Origin of the sequence: Nitrosospira multiformis, from assembly GCF_900111585.1 — a bacterium.
GTDB lineage: Bacteria > Pseudomonadota > Gammaproteobacteria > Burkholderiales > Nitrosomonadaceae > Nitrosospira > Nitrosospira multiformis_B.
The window spans coordinates 28,705-47,813 of record NZ_FOHI01000010.1; the positions used below are offsets into that span (position 1 = coordinate 28,705).

Consider the following 19,109-nt stretch of genomic DNA (forward strand, 5'->3'; position numbering starts at 1 on the left):
TCTCCTCGTCGATGTTCACTCAAGCGTTACCTTGTTGCGATTAAACTTGACAACATTCACGTCCGCCTTTAACCCGCCAGCTACCAACATTGCATTTGTTGCAGCGTTCACACTGTCCCGCACCGGATCGAGGTCCAGCCGTGCATAGATTGCTGTGGTATTCTGATTTTTGTGATTGAGGCTTTTGCCGATAATGGCGAGGCTTGCACCCTGCTTGGCCTGCCAGCTTCCGAGAGTACGGCGCAAGTCATGGATGCGCAGATCACTGAGACCAGCACGGTGGAGAACCCTTGCCCATCCCTTTTTTGGTTCCGTCAAATGCCCAGTCTGGCCCTTTCCAGGAAATACAAAACCTGAGGGATCTGGAGGCATCCGATTACGTAAAACTTCCACAGCTTGAGGCGACAGGGTAACCGTTTGGGGCGTCTCATTCTTGGTGGTCTTCAAGCGCCATTCAGCCCGCTCGAGGTTAATGTCCGCCCAACACATAGCCAGCATGTTTGCGCGTCTGGCCCCCGTTAACAGGGATAGCAGGAAATAATCGCGCATCGTCTCATTCGTTTCCTCGCCAAGCGCCTGGAAGAAACGGGGTAGCTCATCTCCCTGGAGAAACCGGTCGCGAGACCTCTCTTTATTCCTTTTTATGCCTTTTACCGGATTAGCCTCCAATAGCCCGGCTGAAACCGCCCAACCGTAAATACTGGAAATCAACGCCAGTACTCGGTTAGCCACTACCGGGTGACCCGCCAAGGTGATGTCGCTGTGGATCGAAGCTACGATTTGCCGGTTGATCTGGCTTATTTTTTTCCTGGAGAGAGGGCCTTCCAGATATTGCCTGAAGCGCTGCTGATCTTCTTGCCAAGTGCTCTTGTTCTGCTTTGCGTGACGCTCGATGTACTGATTGAACAGTTCGCCAAAGGTAAGCTCAGCGTCCCGCCCGCGTTTGACTTCGGCAGGATTTGCTCCGTTGGCAATGGCGGCATTCATTTCAGATGCCTTTCCCCTGGCTTGTTCTATGGTCAAGCCGGGATAGGGGCCTAGCGTTACACGTTCGGGCCTGCCATTGATTTTGCGGTAGAGGATGAATGTTTTTTTACCACTTTTACCTATCCCAATGCCCAAGCCTTGAACCTTGAGGTCGTAGTGATAGGACCAACCCTTATCCGGAACTGGCAGTCGATCTATTGCTGCCTTTGTGAAATTAAATTTAGCCATGCTCTCGCCTTAATCGTTGCTACTCTATTGCTACCTTTTTTATAAAAATAGGTAAAATTCAGTGTAGCAGCGTAAATGTGATTATTCGTGAAGAATGGCTAATTGTAAGGGTTTATAAAGATTTATTAAAGATGAGAAATTTTCAGAAATAGGAAGGACTTGGGACTGTTAATCCGCAGGTCCCAGGTTCGAGCCCTGGTCGGGGAGCCAAATGCAGCGGATTATCTTCTTAGTTATCAGCTACTTATCCAGCGTATAGCTTTCTTGTGGTGGTACTTTTGTGGTACCCTCTAATGAAGCTATTGCTAGGTCACATCTTCAGCGTGTCAATCAAGTACGTCTATCAGCGCGGTAATACCTATTATTACCAAAGGAAGATTCCCCAAGACTTACTCCCGCGTTACCCCGGTACAACGCATATCAAAGTCAATCTCAAGACCAATGAACCCGCTCAGGTTGCCAAGAAGGTACGAGACCTCAATAGACAATACGAGTCTACCTGGGCTGCAATGCGGGGCAACTCTGATTTACAGCCATTAAGCATTCGGCAAGCGGCAGTAAAGCTGCTTGACCAGTACGGCCTCAAGCCTCAGCCAGCGGACAATGATGAGCATGGAGTTGACTCTTTCATAGGACTTCTCCAAAGGAAACATGAAGCATATGCCCAGGGCGACCCTGAGATGTACGAGAGCGCGGACCCTGAGGAATACCTGGACCCTACTGAACTGGAAGCACTGCGGTTACTGAATGAGGAGCCTAAGTTTCGCCTTAGTGATGCCCTCCAGCTTTACCTTCATGGGCACAAGAATAAAGATAAAAAGAAGTTCCGAGCGGATACCGAGAGGGTTTGGGGAAGACTAATAACGCTAATTGGGGATAAGGAACTTGAACAAGTAACCCGAGCAGATGCAAATGAGTTTGTCTCTAGGGGGATTGCAGAAGGCGCTAAGACTACAACGATAGAACGACACATAAGTATTCTCAGGGCAATATTCAATGTAGCCCTCGTAGAAAGGGAGATAGCGAAGCAGAATCCTTTCTTGCGCTTGAGAATCCCCAGACTAGGTGAGGATTCAAAGACTAGAGAGCCTTTCGATAATGACCAGTTAATCATCCTCGCCCAGGAATGCAGGAAAGAGGATGATGATATACGTTGGTTGCTAGCCCTACAGATAGACCTAGGATGCCGCATAGCTGAAGCTGCGGGACTGACATTGGAGGACTTACACCTGGACGCTCCTATCCCGTACGTCTCCATTCGCCCTCATCCTTGGCGCACCCTTAAGACTAAATCTAGCAAGAGAAATGTACCCCTAGTGGGGGTTTCCCTGTGGGCGGCACAAAGAGTTATCCAGGCAGCACAGCCGGGTCAACTCTTTGCTTTCCCTAGGTACACCGATAAGAACGAATGCAAGGCGACTCACGCCTCCAATACGCTCAATAAGTGGATTGAGTCCCGTCTGGGTGTCAAGAAGACAACCCATGCATTTCGCCACACCATCCGGGACCGCTTGCGTAATGTGGGAGCACCAAAGGATATTCAGGATGCAGTAGGGGGGTGGGGTAAGGAAGACATTGGGGACAAGTACGGACTGGGATACGGGTTACAGCAGTTGAAGATGTGGATGGACAAAGTAGTATTGTCAGCCTTCTAAGGCTAATTATTCGAATCAACTATGCCTCTGCCTGATGACACTCTTGGACGCTGGTGGATAGAACTAGCGGGGATGAATCCAAATTTAGTTGATGATTTTAGGCCATGCCTAGTTGCTTTTGTGGCTTTTGATCATGGAAACAAACCGGGGCTGGCCGGGACAGGTTTCATTATCGGAACTGGGGAGAACATAGCTCTGGTAATCACCGCCAAGCATGTCTTAACGGAGGGGGTGTTAAATATTCAAAGACCCGTACCTAGATATGCTCCGTCTGCTATTTTTGTTCCGGCTAGCTCCTTAGCTCCCGCTATCGAGAAAGAAAAACTCAGGGCGATGTGGCTTGATGGCACACGAGGTGAGGCGATGACTATTCCACATTGTTCCTATAATGATGTGTTGGATATCGCATGCTGTATTTTGCTACCCCAAGAGATTACTGAAACTCCATTCATGTTCAGAGGGGTTATTCCGCTCGATACTGCGCGGCCTTCAGTTGGCGACATAGTTCATACGGTATCCCTAGATGCAATGGATGTAATTGATCATGCGCACTCTGCCCCCTTCAGTGGCCCAAGACCATTCACGGCGTCTCAACGTATCAGCATACGTAGAGGTCTTGTTACGGGGGTTTATCCAGATGGATTTCGTCAGTATAGGTGGCCTTGCTTTACCACCTCTATACCTGTTGAACCTGGGATGAGTGGGGGATTTGTGTATTTTCCTCGTGAAGCATATACGATTTCGGCTTGTGGAATTGTGTGTGCTGACAACTCCCCATCTGAGGCCCGTTCTAACCAGATGATATCCGGCGAGTCAGTGATAGCTTATTCTTGGCCAGCCTTGGCTCTAAGTCTCCCCGAGCGCCTACCGCTCCCTGCACCTTCGTATTCACTACATGAAATGATGAGAAAAGGAGCAATGCCTATGGCAATTGGGGGAATAGATCATATAGAGATAAGTAACCGAGAACCGAACGGAGACTGCACAATTGAATATAAGATGTTACAGCGTCCTTAAGTTTTTTACCGACTCCAAATAGTTTCACTAAAAATTTGTCTCAGGGCACCCTACGTTACAGCGTTAGGATTTATCCCCCCCTCTACCCCCCCTTTGATCTAATGAAAGCTCCATCAAAAGACTTTTGATCTAATAGAAGCCCCCTGGACAACTTGTCCTAATCAATGAGAAGCCCAATAACAACAATACTGTTTAATCGAGAGAGCCTATGGATACAACCACATTGACATTGCCTACACCAGATGAGATTAGAAATGTACTGAAGAAACATGAGATAACCAGGGAGACAGCAGCAGGGTTAGTACATGTATCCCTAAGGGCATTCCATAATTGGATGGCTCCTGAGGGTAGCCCGCACCATAGAGCTATGCCCTTATCTGCCTGGGAACTACTCCTGATTAAGCTAGGGGAGATTGAAGTTGACAGATACGGCCAATGAGGGTATAGTACCCCACATGGTGACTAATAAATCACCTGTGTAACACCAGAAAGGTCAACAGTAAGTCGTAAGCGCATGTTGATATAAATCGAGTTCAATTGATTAGTTTCCTGTGTGTGGCAATAGTGCTGCGCCAGATAAATGAGGAGAAATATCATGGCAACATTCACCATCACCTTCCGCAAATCCGTTATTGAGTTCTACGGCCTTTCCGCTATCTATATCCGAGTCGGTTCCTTCGAGCGCTTCTGGAATACTGAGGGCTATCCCTCACACTAACTTTTAAGAGGGCCTGATTAGGCTACTACTGGGGAACTACCGGTTATCTATGGAGCACTCCTGGTTTACCTATAGTTATCCTCTTATATGAATGTTTAACGGCTTCTGCTAGGGGCTTTGGTCACACTACTTTTAGGGGGTCAACGGGGGAATACTGCTGAAAATTACTTGAGGGGATTTGGAGATTACGATTGGAGGAGTGCTGAGGGGTGCTCCTCCTTTCTATTTATTATCTCCCTGCTTATAGCCCGATGCCCCTTGGAGTACAAAGAGTTCCTTTAATACGTCCCTTTCATACTTAGGTTTTCCCCGCAAGTTACACTTCCTACCTTTCCATATTCCGTATCGGTAAATAACGTCCTACAAAGTTGAACCATACCAGTATGCGAATCAAGCTTAATCGCTAATCCAGCCACAGTAGCAGTCAGTGTAAAGCGATTGCTTCTACCGTTCTCTAAAAGAGCGTAGCCGATAATTAAAGAGCTAATGATTAACGCGGTTGGAAGTGTCAGCCGGTTCAGAAATGACATGTCTATTCCCTGGAGATTAATCGGGTGGGGCAAAGCCGGGTTTCCCAATCATCAAATAATCTACAAACTCCCACCATTGGACCAAGGTACTAGGAGCCTGGAGTGTAACGTTAGGGTGTACCCAAAACTGACAGAATGGGCCTGACACTTTTACCCCTAATTTATGTCAGATTAGGATTTCTTCTTTAATTAATTGACAGAGCTATACGGAGGTCTTAGACTTCAATCTGACAATTATTTGAAGAGGGAGGTAGGAGTGTCAGCACAGCGAGTAGGGTACATTCGGGTAAGCACGCTAGACCAGAATACACAGAGGCAACTTGATGGAATCCCCCTGGACAAGACATTTACCGATAAGGTATCAGGTAAGGATATTAACCGACCACAACTCCAGGCAGCCCTTAATCATGTCCGGGCCGGGGATACCCTGGTAGTGCATTCTATGGACAGACTAGCGCGGAATGTCGAGGACATGCTAAGACTAGTCCGGGAACTCAATGAGAAGGGTGTATCTGTTGAGTTCGTTAAGGAGAACATGGTGTTCACTGCTGGCAAGGAGGACCCTAGGAGCGCACTCATGTTCACCATGCTTTCAGCCTTTGCTCAATTCGAGAGAGCACTCATCAAGGAGCGACAAAGAGAGGGCATAGCGTTAGCGAAAGCTGAGGGGAAATACCGGGGGAGAAAGCCAATGCTAAGCCCGGAAAGGGTTGCGCTACTCCGCCAGCGTGCTACAGAGAAGACCAATAAATCAAAGCTGGCAGAAGAGTTCGGTATCAGTAGGGAAACGCTGTACCAATATTTGAGGGAAGGTAAGGTAGCTGGCGCGGCTTCTTGAAGCTTTGAGCCCTCCTCCTCCTTATGTATTAAGAGAACACATAAACCAGCAGTAATCTTAACCACGAGGCCCCCTGGAGGAATCCACTGGGGCCTCTTCTTATTGTCACGGCTGACTTCTAAGCGGTGCCCTCGATTGCTCTCTGCTACCTGCTCCCGCCCTCTAGCAGCAGTACCGAGAATATCCACGCCAGCAGCAGCTTCGTGTTCACCATCATTTGAGAACAAACTAAATGCAGAGAGTAGTACAGCCGCTAGGCCAAACGGTAGGGCTTTTCCCATTCAATCCCGAACTCCAGCAACAGGTCATTCAGACAGTAGAGTCTGATGCAATGAAGAGGCTGGATAGCCACATTCGTCCTTTTGTGGAACGGGGAGAAGCAATACCGGACGAAGGTATAGACCAGATAAGAGGAGAGCTAAGGGTGTCCTTCAAAGTATCGGGGACCCGCTTTAATGACCTCCTGTTCACAGCAATCAAACGTATTGGGGACGAGGGCAACCCGAGGATTTATGAGTTCTTCAAGAAGCGCCGTCCTGATGGTACTCCAGGTATGTACTTCATTCCCGCCTGGAAGGAGAAGATAGGGCAAGCTCAGCGTTATGCTCGAAAGGTGGCTAGCGCAAAAGGCTAAAGGCTAAAGGCTTAGCCGGGGTTCACATCAGTATCTCCAGTGGGTTCCTATGGGAAGCCGAGGATGTGAAGCAGCTCCGCAAGTTCCTGAAGAAGGTACAGCGGGAGCTAGAGTTACGGGAGGACCTATATGGCCGCTAAGGTTAAGGCCGTATTCAAGGCGAGTGATGTTCAAGGACTTGTCAATGTGTACGAGGAGACCAGCGGTTACTACGTGACCCTCGGTATCCCTCAGCAGTCCTTCACCAAGTCCGACCTTGGGGAGGTAATTGCTTTCCTGAGTGGACTTAAGGAACAGATAGAGGAGAGTTAGGTTGAATGAACTCATCAAGGTTGAAGGCTGCACAGTAGGAAACGAAGCGGTACAGACGGTGAACGCTCGGGAACTCCATGGGTTCCTGGGTGTGGGTAAGGACTTCTCAACGTGGATTAGAGACAGAGTGGAGCAATACAGTTTCCTGGAAAATCAGGACTTTGTTTGCTCCCCCGTTTTGGGGAGCGAAGGTAGGGGTGGACATAACCGTAAGGATTACCACCTTACCTTGGACATGGCGAAAGAACTCTCCATGGTCGAACGCAACGAGAAAGGTAAGCAAGCACGGCAATACTTTCTCGCATGCGAGAAACGGCTGAAGTCCCTCACCGTAGTCCCCACCCTCCCTGACTTCACTAACCCTGCCATAGCAGCTAGAGCATGGGCCGATGAGGTAGAAGCAAAGCAAGCGGCCCTGGTCCAACTCGAAGCAGCCAAACCTTCAGTAGAGTTCGTCCAGAAGTACGCCGAGGCTGAGTCAACCAAGTGCCTTGGGGATGTAGCCAAGGTGCTCGGGCAGAAGCCCCATGCTTTCTCTAAGAGACTGGCTGAGGATAAGGTCATCTTCAAGCGGGACGGTGTGTGGATTCCTACTCAAGCTCACGTAGATGCAGGTAGGTTCGTGGTTAGGGTAGGGGTGAGTAGTTGTTGATCGAGTAAAGACCTTAAGATATCCCCAAGACTCAACCAGAGGCCCTACAGTTAATTATTTTCTCTTTCCTATATCATTCCTAGGCAGACCCAATATCGCTCGTCCTAGGGCCTCCTAGAGAGTCACCGCTGAGAAAGAGGCTCCCTAGTTAAGGATGACCGGTCTGATGTTCTCTCCATGGCTGTCCAGTATTGGGTAGACCAGATGGACAAGGACGTTAGGAAGGCTGAAGAGGAGCATAGACAGGCCCTCCTTGAGTAAGAACTGGAGAGGTTCAGACACCATGTATTCGGGGGTACTCCTCATGCCAATAGCAACTGGCTAGGAAACAGGTTATTCTACTTTCTTTTCAGTGCCTTACAATAGAAACGGTGGGTAAAACCACCCTATAGCAGAATCCCCCTCCGGGGTCAGATAGTTCATATACTTATTAGTTAACTATTAGTGTACCTATAGGTGTACCTATAGTGTGTCACTGGAGGGGATGCTAGGTGATCTATGGTTGAGTATGTACTGAGTACTACCACCCAGGAGAGACCCCAAAGCCATAATCCCAAGTATCCCTGTAGGCTCCTCTCGTCCCCCTAACGTCCATCCTCATACTGATACCGAGAGGGAGTTACAGGGCAAATCTCTATGCCAATAGCAACTGGCTAGGAAACAGGTAGTTTTCCATTTGGAGTCATGGTCTTACAGCAGAATGAGGGGGTAAAACCCACCTTATGCAGAAGAGGAGAAGACCCCCCTCCGGGGTCAGATAGTTCATATACTTATTAGTTAACTATAGGTGTACCTATTGGTTAACCTATTAGTGTAACCACTGGTATGTCCCTAAGGTTTCTCTATGGTGGGTATGTCCTATGTACTCCCTACCCAAGAGAAACCTATCCTTGGTTAACCCACTGGCTCCCCTCCAGTAGAACCCATTCATGTCCCTTCTTGGATGGACTGGAGGAGGACCAGTGGGAATGCCCTTAGTGTCCCCCCCCCCAGGCTTACCCTATGGTGAATGTCTACTGAAGACATACTCCAGAGAGAAACACCATCATTGTGTAACCCTTAGAGTCCCTCTCGCCCTCCTATAGATGCCTTCCTCATCTACCGAGAGGCTGCCCCTAAAGAGCATTACCTTATCGAAGTCCTACTCTGTTGGGATGTACACCCTTCACTGTAGGCCACTGGGTCTCCTCCCTGCCCAGTGCTGTTGATGTGGACCCCCTAGGTATTCCAAGGCTGAAGCCCTAAGACATAGCTCATGGTATTGCTATGTGCCTAGGGGGTCCCCCTGAGTAGCAATATAGAAATAACTGTTTAGTCCCCGAGGGGGCGAGTGGTCTGAGGACTACTGTTATAGGCTCACGTAGTAAGCCCATATCAAGTAGAACCTCTTGCCCCCGCAATTGCCCCCTAGCTGAGGGCACATGCCAATATTCCTGGTGTGTGTCTTCGATTAGGGGGCTTTTGCGTTATGGCTGTCATCGGCTTACCACACCTCACCCTTTCCTTTTTTACTTTACCTTCAAAGGCACTCACCACCATGTTTACTGCAATAACAATTCTCTCTAGCGCACTCTCCGCATTCAAAGAATTCACTGGGGACTCTGATGTTCAAGTCCAGACAGTCCAAACCTTCCTTATAGTCGCCACTTCAAGAAACCCCAGTATGGAGGACATAACCCGAATCATCGGACTTAGCCAAGCTGCCACTAGCCGAAACATCAAGAAACTGGCTGAGGGTCCTAAGGCGCAAGAGGGGTACGGGTTAATCACGCTGAACCTGGACCCGTACGATGGACGTAAAAGAGTTACTAGCTTGAGTGCCAGGGGATATGAGCTTGTTCGCTTCATTGAGAACAGGACTATGCCCCAACTCTGGCAGCACTTCATTCAACTGGCGGTGAAACCGTAACCCATTCAGAAGCCCCCTTCCATCAATTCTATAAACTCAATCCATTCCTATGTGTGACCCAATCTCTATCGGGGTAGCTTCCCTGGCAATCGGTACAGCCTCTGCCGGTATGGGCTTTATGCAGCAAAGCTCTCAAGCCAAGATGCAGCGCAAGGCCGTACAGGAAGACTACACTCAGCAAATGCAAGCCCTCAATCTCCAGTATGACCAGACCAACAAACAGGCCATTGATGAAATGTCTGCACGTGCCAGAGAAGCCATGATCGAATCAGCAAGGCTTCGGGCATTCTCGGGGGAATCTGGTCTTGCTGGTATCAGTAATGAGCGGATAAAGAACGAGAGTGCCTTCAATCTCGGGACCGATATTTCATCTATTGAATCCAATCGGCAAGCCTCATTACGGCAACTGCATCAAGAAGGCAAGGGGGTCCGAGCGCAAACTACCTCAAAGATTAATGAGGTTGTGAAGAACCGTCCTAGCCTAATCGGTACTGGGCTACAGATAGCTGGTGTTGCTGCGAACACAGCATCCAACTATCAAGCAGCTAAAGCCAAACTTCCTGCCCACGTAAGAGGGTAACAGTTCGCACACTAGCTGGCCCCTGATTAGTCTTCCTGGCATCCAAGACCGTACCAGGAATTATGCTTTCTTGTTATGGATATTCTGTGGTACCCTTGTGGTACTTTCTTTAATTCCCCATCACAAGAGCTAATACTGGTGCGGTTCTAGGACGATAGTAAGAGTGCCCTGTTCCTGGTCGGGGAGCCAGATAACTCAAAGAGTTATGGCGATAAAAAGAAAACTAGCGAAACTCTAAGAATCAATGTAAGTGCAGGTGTAAGTGCCTAAGCACTACTGTAAGAGGCAGAAATGCCCGCATCGCGCTCCCAACGCGGGCGCAAGAATCAACGCGCTCCTGATAACTCTCTGCCTACCGTATCACTTCCGCCGCCTTCCATAGCGGCCGTCCTCTACCGCCGGTTGCCGAGGGTAAACGTATTGCTTTTGGAAAGCTCGGAAGACATACAACCCTACCCATTACCGTACCTCGGTCTCGTCTGAGAGAGACGGCGATATCATCCGTATTCCATAGAGCGATTTTGGCAAGGGCAGGTGGGCTCAGCTTCTGCTCAATCCGTTCCAGTATCTGGAAAAGCCTTTCCTCATTTGAAATGGTTTGCATAGCGTAATCCTCTTTCTCATGGTGTCGAGAGATACGATACGCTATGCCTAATTTCAATGAATATCAGTGCGTCCGCCCACTCCATTACTTCTTTGGCTTTCCATAGCAGTTGATCCTTTCCGCCAGTTGCGGAGGGCAGCTGTATTGAGTTCGGGAAGTCAGCTCGACGTAAGATTTCTTTCATTACCGTACGGGGATCCCGTTTCAGGTACGTTGCTATCTCGTTACCAGACCAGAGTCCAATATCAGAAGGCACCTTTGCATCCAGTTTGCGGGCGATGCTTTCCAGGATCATGAATAACATCATGTTGTCTGGAATCAGATTTGTAACATTCGTATGGACTGCCATTTTCTTTCCTCTTTTGACGTAAAAATACAGTCGAATATTAGCTGCCGATCGGCAGCTTTCAATTACTGAGGAATGCCTGATTTCTCAAGTTTTCCCCATTTCATTTTTAGAGTGTTACCATTTGTATACTCATACAACAATAAAATGAGCATATGGGTACATAATGTATCCATTTGGATACATTATCAAGGGAAAAACATGAATACTATCGCCTCTCGACTGCGCGAAGAACGCGAACGTCTGAAAATGACACAGGAAGCATTTGCCGCGGCGTGCGGAGTGAGCCGCATCGCTCAGGTACGCTACGAAACTAACATCCGGTCGCCTGATGCGAATTATCTAGCTGCAGCTGCGGAAATAGGCGTAGACGTTGCCTATGTAATTCGCGGGAATGAAACCGGCGATGGAGGTAATGCGCAACTGCGGCCGATTACGACATTACCCCTTGAAATCGATCTATGGTCAGAGGATGAGATCGCAGCCTATCTCAAGCGGGACCGGCGTACCGTAATGGAATCCATCACCTGTCACCCGGATTTTCCGGAGACAATACGGCTGCCCTCAGCAACCGGCGGTCACGGGCAGCCCCTATGGAAAGCCCGTGAAGTAGTGAAATGGGCGGAAAGCTACCAGGGTCGGTAATAGCTTACTGCCTGGCTTTCCTCGTCCCCGCTCCCCGCGCCAAATCCGCTGCGTTCTCAGGATCGGCCTTGCCCTCTGACACATCAGACAGATAGCCAAGTGTCCTTACCAGCGGTGCAGGAGGAGCAATCAGCTGTGAAATGCTTATGATATGGCAACAAGAAATAAAAAAGCCCGGCGGAGGCCGGGCCAGGAGTGAGTTTGCCACAATCGCTTTCCTGTTTTGGGAGGAGAAGCGAGTAGGTAGATTAACAATATAAGGAAAGCTCTACCGTTAAATACTTAACGTATAAGAATAGAAACTTCCCGAATTCGGGAATTTCATGCGACAAAAAACCCGCCGAAGCGGGTTTTTTGTGGTGATGCAAGTTATCAACTCCTCAAATGAGATTCAAATCTATTTGTGTCCCACCAAGTTGTGAAGCACGTCTGACACGTACTTCAAACCATTGAAAGCATAACTTGGATTCTCGAGGAGAATGCATGCCTCAGTAGCCTTTAGCACTTCTTTTTCGAATGCGTTTAACAACGATTGTTGGACGTGTAATGGTTGAGTTCTTGCAAGACAAGCAAGGAATGCACAAACAGCCAGAGTCTGGCCCTCGAGTTGGTCTAATCTCTTACGTGTATCTTCCAATGTGTTCATAAATATCCCTCTTGTTATGGTTGATGGGGAAATCAAATCTTAACATGAAGGATTCTTTTTTATTCCCTCCATCATTAGCTGTTCCTTGAGTCTTGAGCAGTTGCGTGTCGTTGATCTGTTTCTGCGAAGCTTGGTGAAGGCGCTCTGCTTCTCTTCTTGATTACGGCACGATAGCGTATCTGAGCAATATCTTCGTCGTGTTTGCTGGTCGCCTGCGTCTTTTTGTGAAAGCAGTGCAGAACATATATCGCTTCCTCAAATTTGGCGATACACCGCCCGCAGGCTCCATGTTCCTGAAATAGCCACGACGGATACGCATAAATGTTTCTCCACTTTCCCGTTTCCAGTTCTCATAACCCCCAAGAAAAACTCCGGCGCGCCTCGCGTGGGTGAGCAGATTTCAAGCGGCAGCAGAGTGCCTACTAAAGTTGGGGAGTCACATCGTCATCTTCGCCCAGCAAAAGTCTCATAGAAAATACACTCGTTGAAGAACATTTGATTATCATATGACATACTAGGCTGTGCTCTTTCAGTTGTACCTGATCCTCCCCAGATGGGCGTTATTCCATCGGTACCAGAGGCTGTCACGTATCATCTCGTAGGAGTTTTGAACATGCTTGAAGGCGTACGAAAGGCATTTTCGTAGTACAAGAATTATCCGGACCGAAAGACCGTCACCTTGCTTAGGTAATACTCAGCGGTTAAAGATATGTCTCCCGGAGTACAAGTTGATTGTGAGCGAGTTGATGTGCTTAATCTTCTGAGCAATGTGTTGCCTGTAGTACGAATTGTTCTGGGGATCATGCTGTTTTCGAGTATATCGGCAATGCTTCACGCAGCTTCTTTCACGGTTCAGCCAGAATCTGCAAAAGAGGGATTTTCCATCACCGAACAACAGGCGATCGCACTGTTCTATCAGAGAAACCTTCACCTGATTGCAGCAAGTCTCAATATCGACAATGCCGAGGCTCAGGAAATCATCGCTGGAGCCATTCCCAACCCTGTTTTCAGCTTTACTCTTCAGGAATTAACCCCGAAGGCATTTGCACGAGAGAGCCGTCATTTGGCGGTACCTGCACAGGTACCCCAAATTCAGCAGCTCATAGAAACCGCCGGTAAACGCCGCTTACGGATAGAAAGCAGTGAACTTGCTACTGAGGCAGTAAATTTTGATGTGCAAGATGTTGCACGCCTGCTCACCAATGCTGTCCGGCATAACTTCTACAATCTTTTACTAGCTCAGAAGACAGTTAGCGTCGCAAACAATAATCTGGAACATTATCTGGAACTCGTCAGGGTCAATGAAATAAGACTCAAAGCAGGCGATATCCCGCCAATGGAGGTCGTTCGTATTGAAGTTGAAAGCATAAAAGCACAAGCGGACCGAGATAGAGCTCAGGCCGAATTGAATCAGGCTCAGGCGGATCTTTTACTGCTATTGGGCTGGCCAGAAGACAGTCCCGAAATCAGTGCAGTTGAGGCATGGCCCGAAGCAATTCCGGAAATTGCAATGATTGGGCAGGAGGAATTGGTTAGAGGCGCGCTGGACCGTCGCCCTGATATGCGCGCCGCGAGAGTACGTATCGCTCAAGCCAGAAAAATGCTTACCCTGGCGCAGCGACAAATCATTCCAGATGTAACCATAAGCGCCTTTTATGCGCGCGATCAGGGCAATCAATTCGCGAATACGGGAGGGGTTGGAATCAGCGTTCCCATCCCCCTGTTTTATCAGCAAAAGGGTGAGATTTCCCAAGCTCGTGTGGGATTGAATTCATCCGAGCTGGCATTGAGGCAGATCGAGCAAAGCGTGCGGACAGAGGTAATGAAAGCCGCTGCAGCCTGGCGAAGTGCGGATACCATTGCCCGTCGCTTCGAAGCATCGGTAACGGGCAAAGTCGAAGTCTTACGCAAATCGCAGGAAACCGCTTACCGGAAAGGTGCTGTAGGCGTGCTGGAGTTGATTGACAGTCAGCGCAGCTATCGGGCGATCATGCTGGATTATTACACCGCGCTGGCCAACCGCAGCAAGGCCTGGGCAGATTTATTGATGGCGTACGGGGAGGAAGTAAAGGAAGTAAGGAACTCTCCTCGCTACTTGACGGACCAGTTTGCCCAGTTCCCCGAAGATCGTCCAGAATTCAGACAGGCGCCTGGGAATCAATAAATCATGATCGTGCAGTCGCTACCCGTAGCCGCCCTGGCGGGCTTATTAGTACTGGGTTGCCAATCTCAAGACTCCGATGCGTTCAAGCAGGATATTGCGCACAGGGGGGATGAAATCATATTCAGTCCCGATTCGCCCAAACTCCAACATATCAGGGAAGAAAAGGTTGAATTGACTCTACGGCCGTTGATGGATCCCATTCCCGGTAAAGTGACTTACGACGAAACGCGCACTGCGCGTGTTACTTCCCCGATTGCCGGGCGAGTGGTGGGCTCTATCGTTCCGCTGGGCGAACAGGTTCGCTCAGGCACTCCGCTGGTCGAATTGGATAGTCCGGAATTGGGACAGGCGCGTTCGGATCATGCCAACGCGGTTTCCGATCTGAATCTTGCCAACCAGACTTTTCACCGAATAGAGGAGTTGTATGGTGACGGTATTGCGCCGCGCAAGGATCGGGAGCAAGCGGAAGACAATCTCAGTCGAGCTCGCAGCGAAGCCGAGCGAACCCGGTTGAAACTGGCTAATCTGCGGGTGCACGCCCAGAAAATGGACAATCGCTTTGTTCTGCAGTCGCCCATTTCCGGAACAGTTACAGAACGTGAGATCAATCCCGGCATGGAGGTCAGGCCAGATGTGGCAACACCGCTGTTCGTGATTTCCGACTTGGACCAGCTTTGGGTGCAGGCCGATGTTTTCGAGAAGGATATTGGGCTGATTCAGGCAGGCAAAAGTGTGCGAGTACGTGTCCCGGCTTACCCCGGTGAAAGCTTCACGGCCACCATAAGCTATATCAGCCAGATCGTCGACGAAACCACGCGCACGGTGAAGGTTCGTTGCACTCTACCCAATGCGGACGGGCGGCTGCTGCCTTCAATGTATGCCGCGGTCGAGGTGTTGAGCGACCCGGACGATCTGGTGATAGCAATTCCCCTCTCCGCGCTGGTAACCGGAAAAACCTCTGACTGGGTATATGTGAACATGGGCAATCACCACTACCAGAAACGCCCGGTCAAGGTGGGCCCTCGCCTGAAGGATCGGGTCGTCATTCATGAGGGCCTGAACCCGGGTGAACATGTCGTGATTGAAGGTGCGCTGTTGCTGCGCGCCGAGCAAGGCAGCGCCCTACAAAAAAGGCAAGACAAGCGGTGATTGGCAAGCTCATCGCTTTTTGCCTGCAGCAGCGGCTGTTAATCATCAGCACGTCGATAGTGCTGGCGGTGATAGGCGTTCTCTCATTCGAGCATCTCCCTGTTCAGGCTTTTCCCGATGTGCAGAATGTGTTTGTCCAGGTTGTAACCCAATATCCCGGCCAAGCTCCCGAGGAGGTGGAAAAGCTCATCAGCCTGCCGATAGAAAAGGAAATGAACGGGTTGCCGCATATGATCAACATGCGGTCCATATCCATCTTTGGCCTATCGGTGGTAACGCTCACCTTCGATGATGACGCCGAAGACTACTTTTCCCGCCAGCAGGTACTGGAGCGGCTTAAAGCAGTCAGCCTGCCTGCAGGCGTAAAGCCCACTTTAGGCCCATTGACAACGGGCATCGGCGAAATCTACCGCTACCGGATAGAGGCAGCCAGGATGCCACTGGTAGAGCAACGGGCTTTACAGGACTGGCTGATCGAGCCCACGCTCCGCTCGGTCCAGGGGGTGGCGGACGTCGTCGCGTTTGGAGGAGGAATCAAGCAATACCAGGTCCAGGTTGATTCCGGCAAGCTCAGGAATTATAACCTGACGCTATCGGACGTATACGAGGCTATATCCTCCAACAATGCGAATACTGGCGGTGGCTATATCGAGCACGGCAGCGAAGCAATGATTGTGCGGGGAACCGGTTTATTAAAATCGATAGATGAGATTGAAAATATCGTCATTGTCACCCGTGAAGGTATTCCTGTCTTTGTGAAGAATGTCGCCGCGGTCGCTATTGGGCCGCAGCCACGCACCGGCATAGTGAGCTTCAACGAGTTCGACGACGTGGTGCAAGGCATCGTGTTGCTGATCAAAGGCAAGAATGCAACTGTTGTATTGAACGGAGTAAAGGAAAAGATCGAATATCTCAACAATTATGGGCTGCCTCCCGGGGTGAGGATAATTCCCATTTATGACCGCACTGATCTGATCCGGCATACCGTCAATACGGTCGGGCACAACATGATAGAGGGAATAGTGCTCATCCTTCTCGTGCTGATCATCTTTCTTCGCCGATTCTGGGCGTCTCTGGTAGTCATCACGGTCGTGCCGCTTTCGCTGCTGGTTGCATTCATACTGATCGACATGATGCATGTCTCCGCGAACCTCATTTCCTTGGGAGCGGTGGACTTCGGCATCATTGTGGATAGCGCCGTAGTCCTGGTCGAAGCCATTATGGTCAAGGTGAGCCTGGACATGCATCAGGAAGCAAGCAAGGCGCACATGCGCCAGTCCATGCTGATAACGACGGCGGAGATGGCTCGTCCCATCCTTTTCTCGAAGGCTATTCTTATCATCGCCTTCATACCCATCTTTACCTTCCAGCAGGTGGAGGAGAAAATTTTTTCTCCCATGGCGTTCACGCTGACCTTTGCGCTTCTCGGTTCACTGATCATCAGCATGACGCTGGTCCCCGTACTGCTGAGCTATTTGCTCGGGCCGCATCTCGTGGAGTTACCCAATCCGCTCATCCAGAAAATGGAAGAGTGGTATCTGCGCATCCTGCAAGCAGCGCTTCGCCATCCCTACAAGCTGTTTTCCAGCGCGGGTATCATGCTGGCCCTCTCCCTGGCTACATGGCCACTGATAGGCACCGAATTCATGCCTAAACTGGATGAGGGGAATGTCTGGCTGACCATCACTTTGCCAACATCAGTGTCATTGAACAAAGCGAAAGAATTGGAAAGGGATATACGCGCTCGCCTCTCCGAGCTCCCGGAGGTGAAATCCATCGTCACGCAATTGGGCCGTCCCGAGGACGGAACCGATCCCAAGGGCTTCAACAATCTTGAAATTCTGATTGATCTCAAACCCAGGGAAACCTGGCGCTATCGCAACAAGGATGAGCTGATAGCCGTCATGGAGAAAAAACTGGCAGCATTTCCGGGACTGCAGCTTAATTTTTCCCAGATCATCCAGGATAACGTGGAAGAGGCGATTTCCGGCGTAAAAGGCGAGATCTCCATCAAGATATTCGGAAGCAATCTCGACATACTTCAGGAAAAAGCGGATCAGGTTACTGGCATCCTCCGCTCCATCGAAGGGGCCACAGATGTGGCGGCGGAGCAGCAGTCCGGATTGACTCAGCTGGTCATTTCGATCGACAGGGAAAAGATTGCGCGTTACGGCATGAATATCACGCAAGTGGAAGATGTAATCGCCATGGCCGTGGGCGGCCTACCCGCCACGCAGATGCTTGAGGGTGAGCGCCGCTTCGACGTTACAGTCCGGCTGGACAAATCGGCGCGTGAATCGGTGAGCACAATCGAGGACATCACCGTTCTATCCTCGAATGGCAGTCGCATTCCACTGGCCGAGCTGGCAGATATCAAAATAAATCAGGGGGCAGCCAGAATCACGCGCGAGAACAACATGCGCCGCATTGCCATCAAGTGCAATCTGATCGGCCGTGATCTGGGAAGCTTTGTTGCCGAAGCGCAACAGGAAATTGCCCGCCAGGTGGTGCTCGAGCCGAGCTATCGCATGGTCTGGAGTGGCCAGTTCGAAAATCAGCAACGTGCAATGAAGCGGCTTTCCATCATCGTTCCGGTAAGCTTTGCCCTGATTTTTGTACTGCTGTTCTGGACTTTCCGTTCGGTCAGAAATGCTTCGTTGATTGTACTCAATGTCCCGTTTTCGCTGATCGGGGGTTTGATCGCCCTGTTGCTCACCGGCATTCACCTGAGCGTTTCCGCAGCGGTCGGGTTTATCGCTCTGTTCGGTATTGCCGTACAGAATGGCGTCATTCTGCTCTCACAGATCAACTCGCTCAGGCGCGAAGGAGTTCCGATAGCTGAAGCGGTTGTTCAAGGTTCCGTCAGACGGCTCCGACCAGTCGTAATGACTGCTCTCATGGCAATGCTCGGTCTCTTGCCCGCTGCGTTGTCCACCAGTGTCGGCTCGGAAACAGTCAAGCCTTTTGCAGTGGTCATCATCGGAGGATTGATCAGTGCGACTCTTTTGACCCTGACCATGCTCCCCGTACTTTACCGCACCTCCGAAGAGTGGGTTAAAACCAAGGTGATTCCGTGAAAGAAATCCGCGCGTATATTGAACCCTTCATGTTATCCAAGGTAACGCAGGCGTTACTTGAAATTCCAGATTTCCCGGGCATGAGCGTCTCGGATTGCTACGGGTTTGGCGGAGAGCGGATCGCCGATAGCAGTTTCGATCCTTATATGCCGAAAAAACGCATCGAAATTTTTGCTTCCGATGAGCAAGTGGACGATATTTTCAGCACGATCGTGCAGGCCGCCAATACCTATCAGCGCGGCGCAGGCAAAATTTATATCATAGACGTAAGCGGAAGCGGGAATATCAGCAGTGGAGAACGTTATCAGAAAGATTCCCCTTCCAGACCCAAGTAACGATCATCAGAAGATGTTGTTTCATGTCCGATAATTAATTATTTCGACATATAACCACCCTCAAGCACAGCCTGAAGTACCAA

At 49.9% G+C, this 19,109-nt stretch carries 17 protein-coding genes; 13 read left to right on the plus strand and 4 right to left on the minus strand.

What is annotated here, in order from left to right; translation table 11 throughout:
• Nucleotides 1-15: 15 nt before the first annotated feature.
• On the minus strand, nucleotides 16-1,215 hold the full coding sequence (locus BMW46_RS12925; protein WP_074709081.1) for a tyrosine-type recombinase/integrase: 1,200 nt from the start codon (nucleotides 1,213-1,215) through the stop codon (nucleotides 16-18).
• A 293-nt stretch (nucleotides 1,216-1,508) separates the two neighbouring features.
• On the opposite strand from BMW46_RS12925, the gene BMW46_RS12930 reads away from it, so the two are divergent.
• The 8 genes from BMW46_RS12930 to BMW46_RS12970 all read left to right on the plus strand — a co-directional run bounded on the left by BMW46_RS12930 (nucleotide 1,509) and on the right by BMW46_RS12970 (nucleotide 10,060).
• Entirely contained in the window at nucleotides 1,509-2,870 is a 1,362-nt protein-coding gene (locus BMW46_RS12930; protein WP_074709134.1) for a phage integrase, read from the plus strand.
• 72 nt (nucleotides 2,871-2,942) lie between these two features.
• Entirely contained in the window at nucleotides 2,943-3,887 is a 945-nt protein-coding gene (locus BMW46_RS15435) for a trypsin-like peptidase domain-containing protein (RefSeq protein WP_177171096.1), read from the plus strand.
• 595 nt (nucleotides 3,888-4,482) lie between these two features.
• The gene (locus tag BMW46_RS15845) at nucleotides 4,483-4,605 is read left to right on the plus strand and encodes a hypothetical protein (RefSeq protein ID WP_256377065.1); all 123 of its coding nucleotides are present in this window, start codon (nucleotides 4,483-4,485) and stop codon (nucleotides 4,603-4,605) included.
• A gap of 723 nt (nucleotides 4,606-5,328) precedes the next feature.
• Nucleotides 5,329-5,973, plus strand: a complete 645-nt coding sequence (locus BMW46_RS12945; protein WP_442512560.1) for a recombinase family protein — start codon at nucleotides 5,329-5,331, stop codon at nucleotides 5,971-5,973.
• 232 nt (nucleotides 5,974-6,205) lie between these two features.
• Complete coding sequence (locus tag BMW46_RS12950; RefSeq protein ID WP_074709084.1) at nucleotides 6,206-6,607, plus strand: hypothetical protein; 402 nt, start codon at nucleotides 6,206-6,208, stop codon at nucleotides 6,605-6,607.
• A 129-nt stretch (nucleotides 6,608-6,736) separates the two neighbouring features.
• Nucleotides 6,737-6,919 (plus strand): hypothetical protein, encoded by a 183-nt coding sequence (locus tag BMW46_RS12955; protein WP_074709085.1) that lies wholly within the window; start codon nucleotides 6,737-6,739, stop codon nucleotides 6,917-6,919.
• Between the two features lies 1 nt (nucleotide 6,920).
• Entirely contained in the window at nucleotides 6,921-7,571 is a 651-nt protein-coding gene (locus BMW46_RS15440; RefSeq protein WP_074709086.1) for an antA/AntB antirepressor family protein, read from the plus strand.
• Between the two features lie 1,958 nt (nucleotides 7,572-9,529).
• Nucleotides 9,530-10,060: a virion core protein, T7 gp14 family gene (locus tag BMW46_RS12970; protein WP_074709088.1), complete on the plus strand. Its 531-nt coding sequence runs from the start codon at nucleotides 9,530-9,532 to the stop codon at nucleotides 10,058-10,060.
• Nucleotides 10,061-10,412: 352 nt separating this feature from the next.
• On the opposite strand, the gene BMW46_RS12975 is transcribed toward BMW46_RS12970, so the two are convergent.
• Entirely contained in the window at nucleotides 10,413-10,664 is a 252-nt protein-coding gene (locus BMW46_RS12975; RefSeq protein ID WP_074709089.1) for a hypothetical protein, read from the minus strand.
• A gap of 16 nt (nucleotides 10,665-10,680) precedes the next feature.
• The gene (locus tag BMW46_RS12980; protein ID WP_074709090.1) at nucleotides 10,681-11,013 is read right to left on the minus strand and encodes a hypothetical protein; all 333 of its coding nucleotides are present in this window, start codon (nucleotides 11,011-11,013) and stop codon (nucleotides 10,681-10,683) included.
• Nucleotides 11,014-11,211: 198 nt separating this feature from the next.
• Between BMW46_RS12980 and BMW46_RS15615 the strand changes: the two genes are divergently transcribed.
• Nucleotides 11,212-11,655 (plus strand): helix-turn-helix domain-containing protein, encoded by a 444-nt coding sequence (locus BMW46_RS15615; protein ID WP_074709091.1) that lies wholly within the window; start codon nucleotides 11,212-11,214, stop codon nucleotides 11,653-11,655.
• A 720-nt stretch (nucleotides 11,656-12,375) separates the two neighbouring features.
• Here the strand turns inward: BMW46_RS15615 and BMW46_RS14950 are convergent.
• Nucleotides 12,376-12,648 (minus strand): type II toxin-antitoxin system RelE/ParE family toxin, encoded by a 273-nt coding sequence (locus BMW46_RS14950; RefSeq protein ID WP_081355807.1) that lies wholly within the window; start codon nucleotides 12,646-12,648, stop codon nucleotides 12,376-12,378.
• A 401-nt stretch (nucleotides 12,649-13,049) separates the two neighbouring features.
• On the opposite strand from BMW46_RS14950, the gene BMW46_RS13000 reads away from it, so the two are divergent.
• Genes BMW46_RS13000 through BMW46_RS13015 form a run of 4 tightly spaced genes read left to right on the plus strand, consistent with a single transcriptional unit; the run spans nucleotide 13,050 to nucleotide 19,026 of the window.
• Nucleotides 13,050-14,465, plus strand: coding sequence for a TolC family protein (locus BMW46_RS13000; RefSeq protein ID WP_256377066.1), 1,416 nt, complete (start codon nucleotides 13,050-13,052; stop codon nucleotides 14,463-14,465).
• Nucleotides 14,466-14,468: 3 nt separating this feature from the next.
• The gene (locus BMW46_RS13005) at nucleotides 14,469-15,614 is read left to right on the plus strand and encodes an efflux RND transporter periplasmic adaptor subunit (RefSeq protein WP_074709093.1); all 1,146 of its coding nucleotides are present in this window, start codon (nucleotides 14,469-14,471) and stop codon (nucleotides 15,612-15,614) included.
• Nucleotides 15,611-18,691, plus strand: coding sequence for an efflux RND transporter permease subunit (locus tag BMW46_RS13010; RefSeq protein WP_074709094.1), 3,081 nt, complete (start codon nucleotides 15,611-15,613; stop codon nucleotides 18,689-18,691). The genes BMW46_RS13005 and BMW46_RS13010 overlap by 4 nt, the downstream gene beginning before the upstream one ends.
• Nucleotides 18,688-19,026, plus strand: coding sequence for a P-II family nitrogen regulator (locus BMW46_RS13015; protein ID WP_074709095.1), 339 nt, complete (start codon nucleotides 18,688-18,690; stop codon nucleotides 19,024-19,026). The genes BMW46_RS13010 and BMW46_RS13015 overlap by 4 nt, the downstream gene beginning before the upstream one ends.
• The last annotated feature ends 83 nt before the right edge of the window (nucleotides 19,027-19,109 follow it).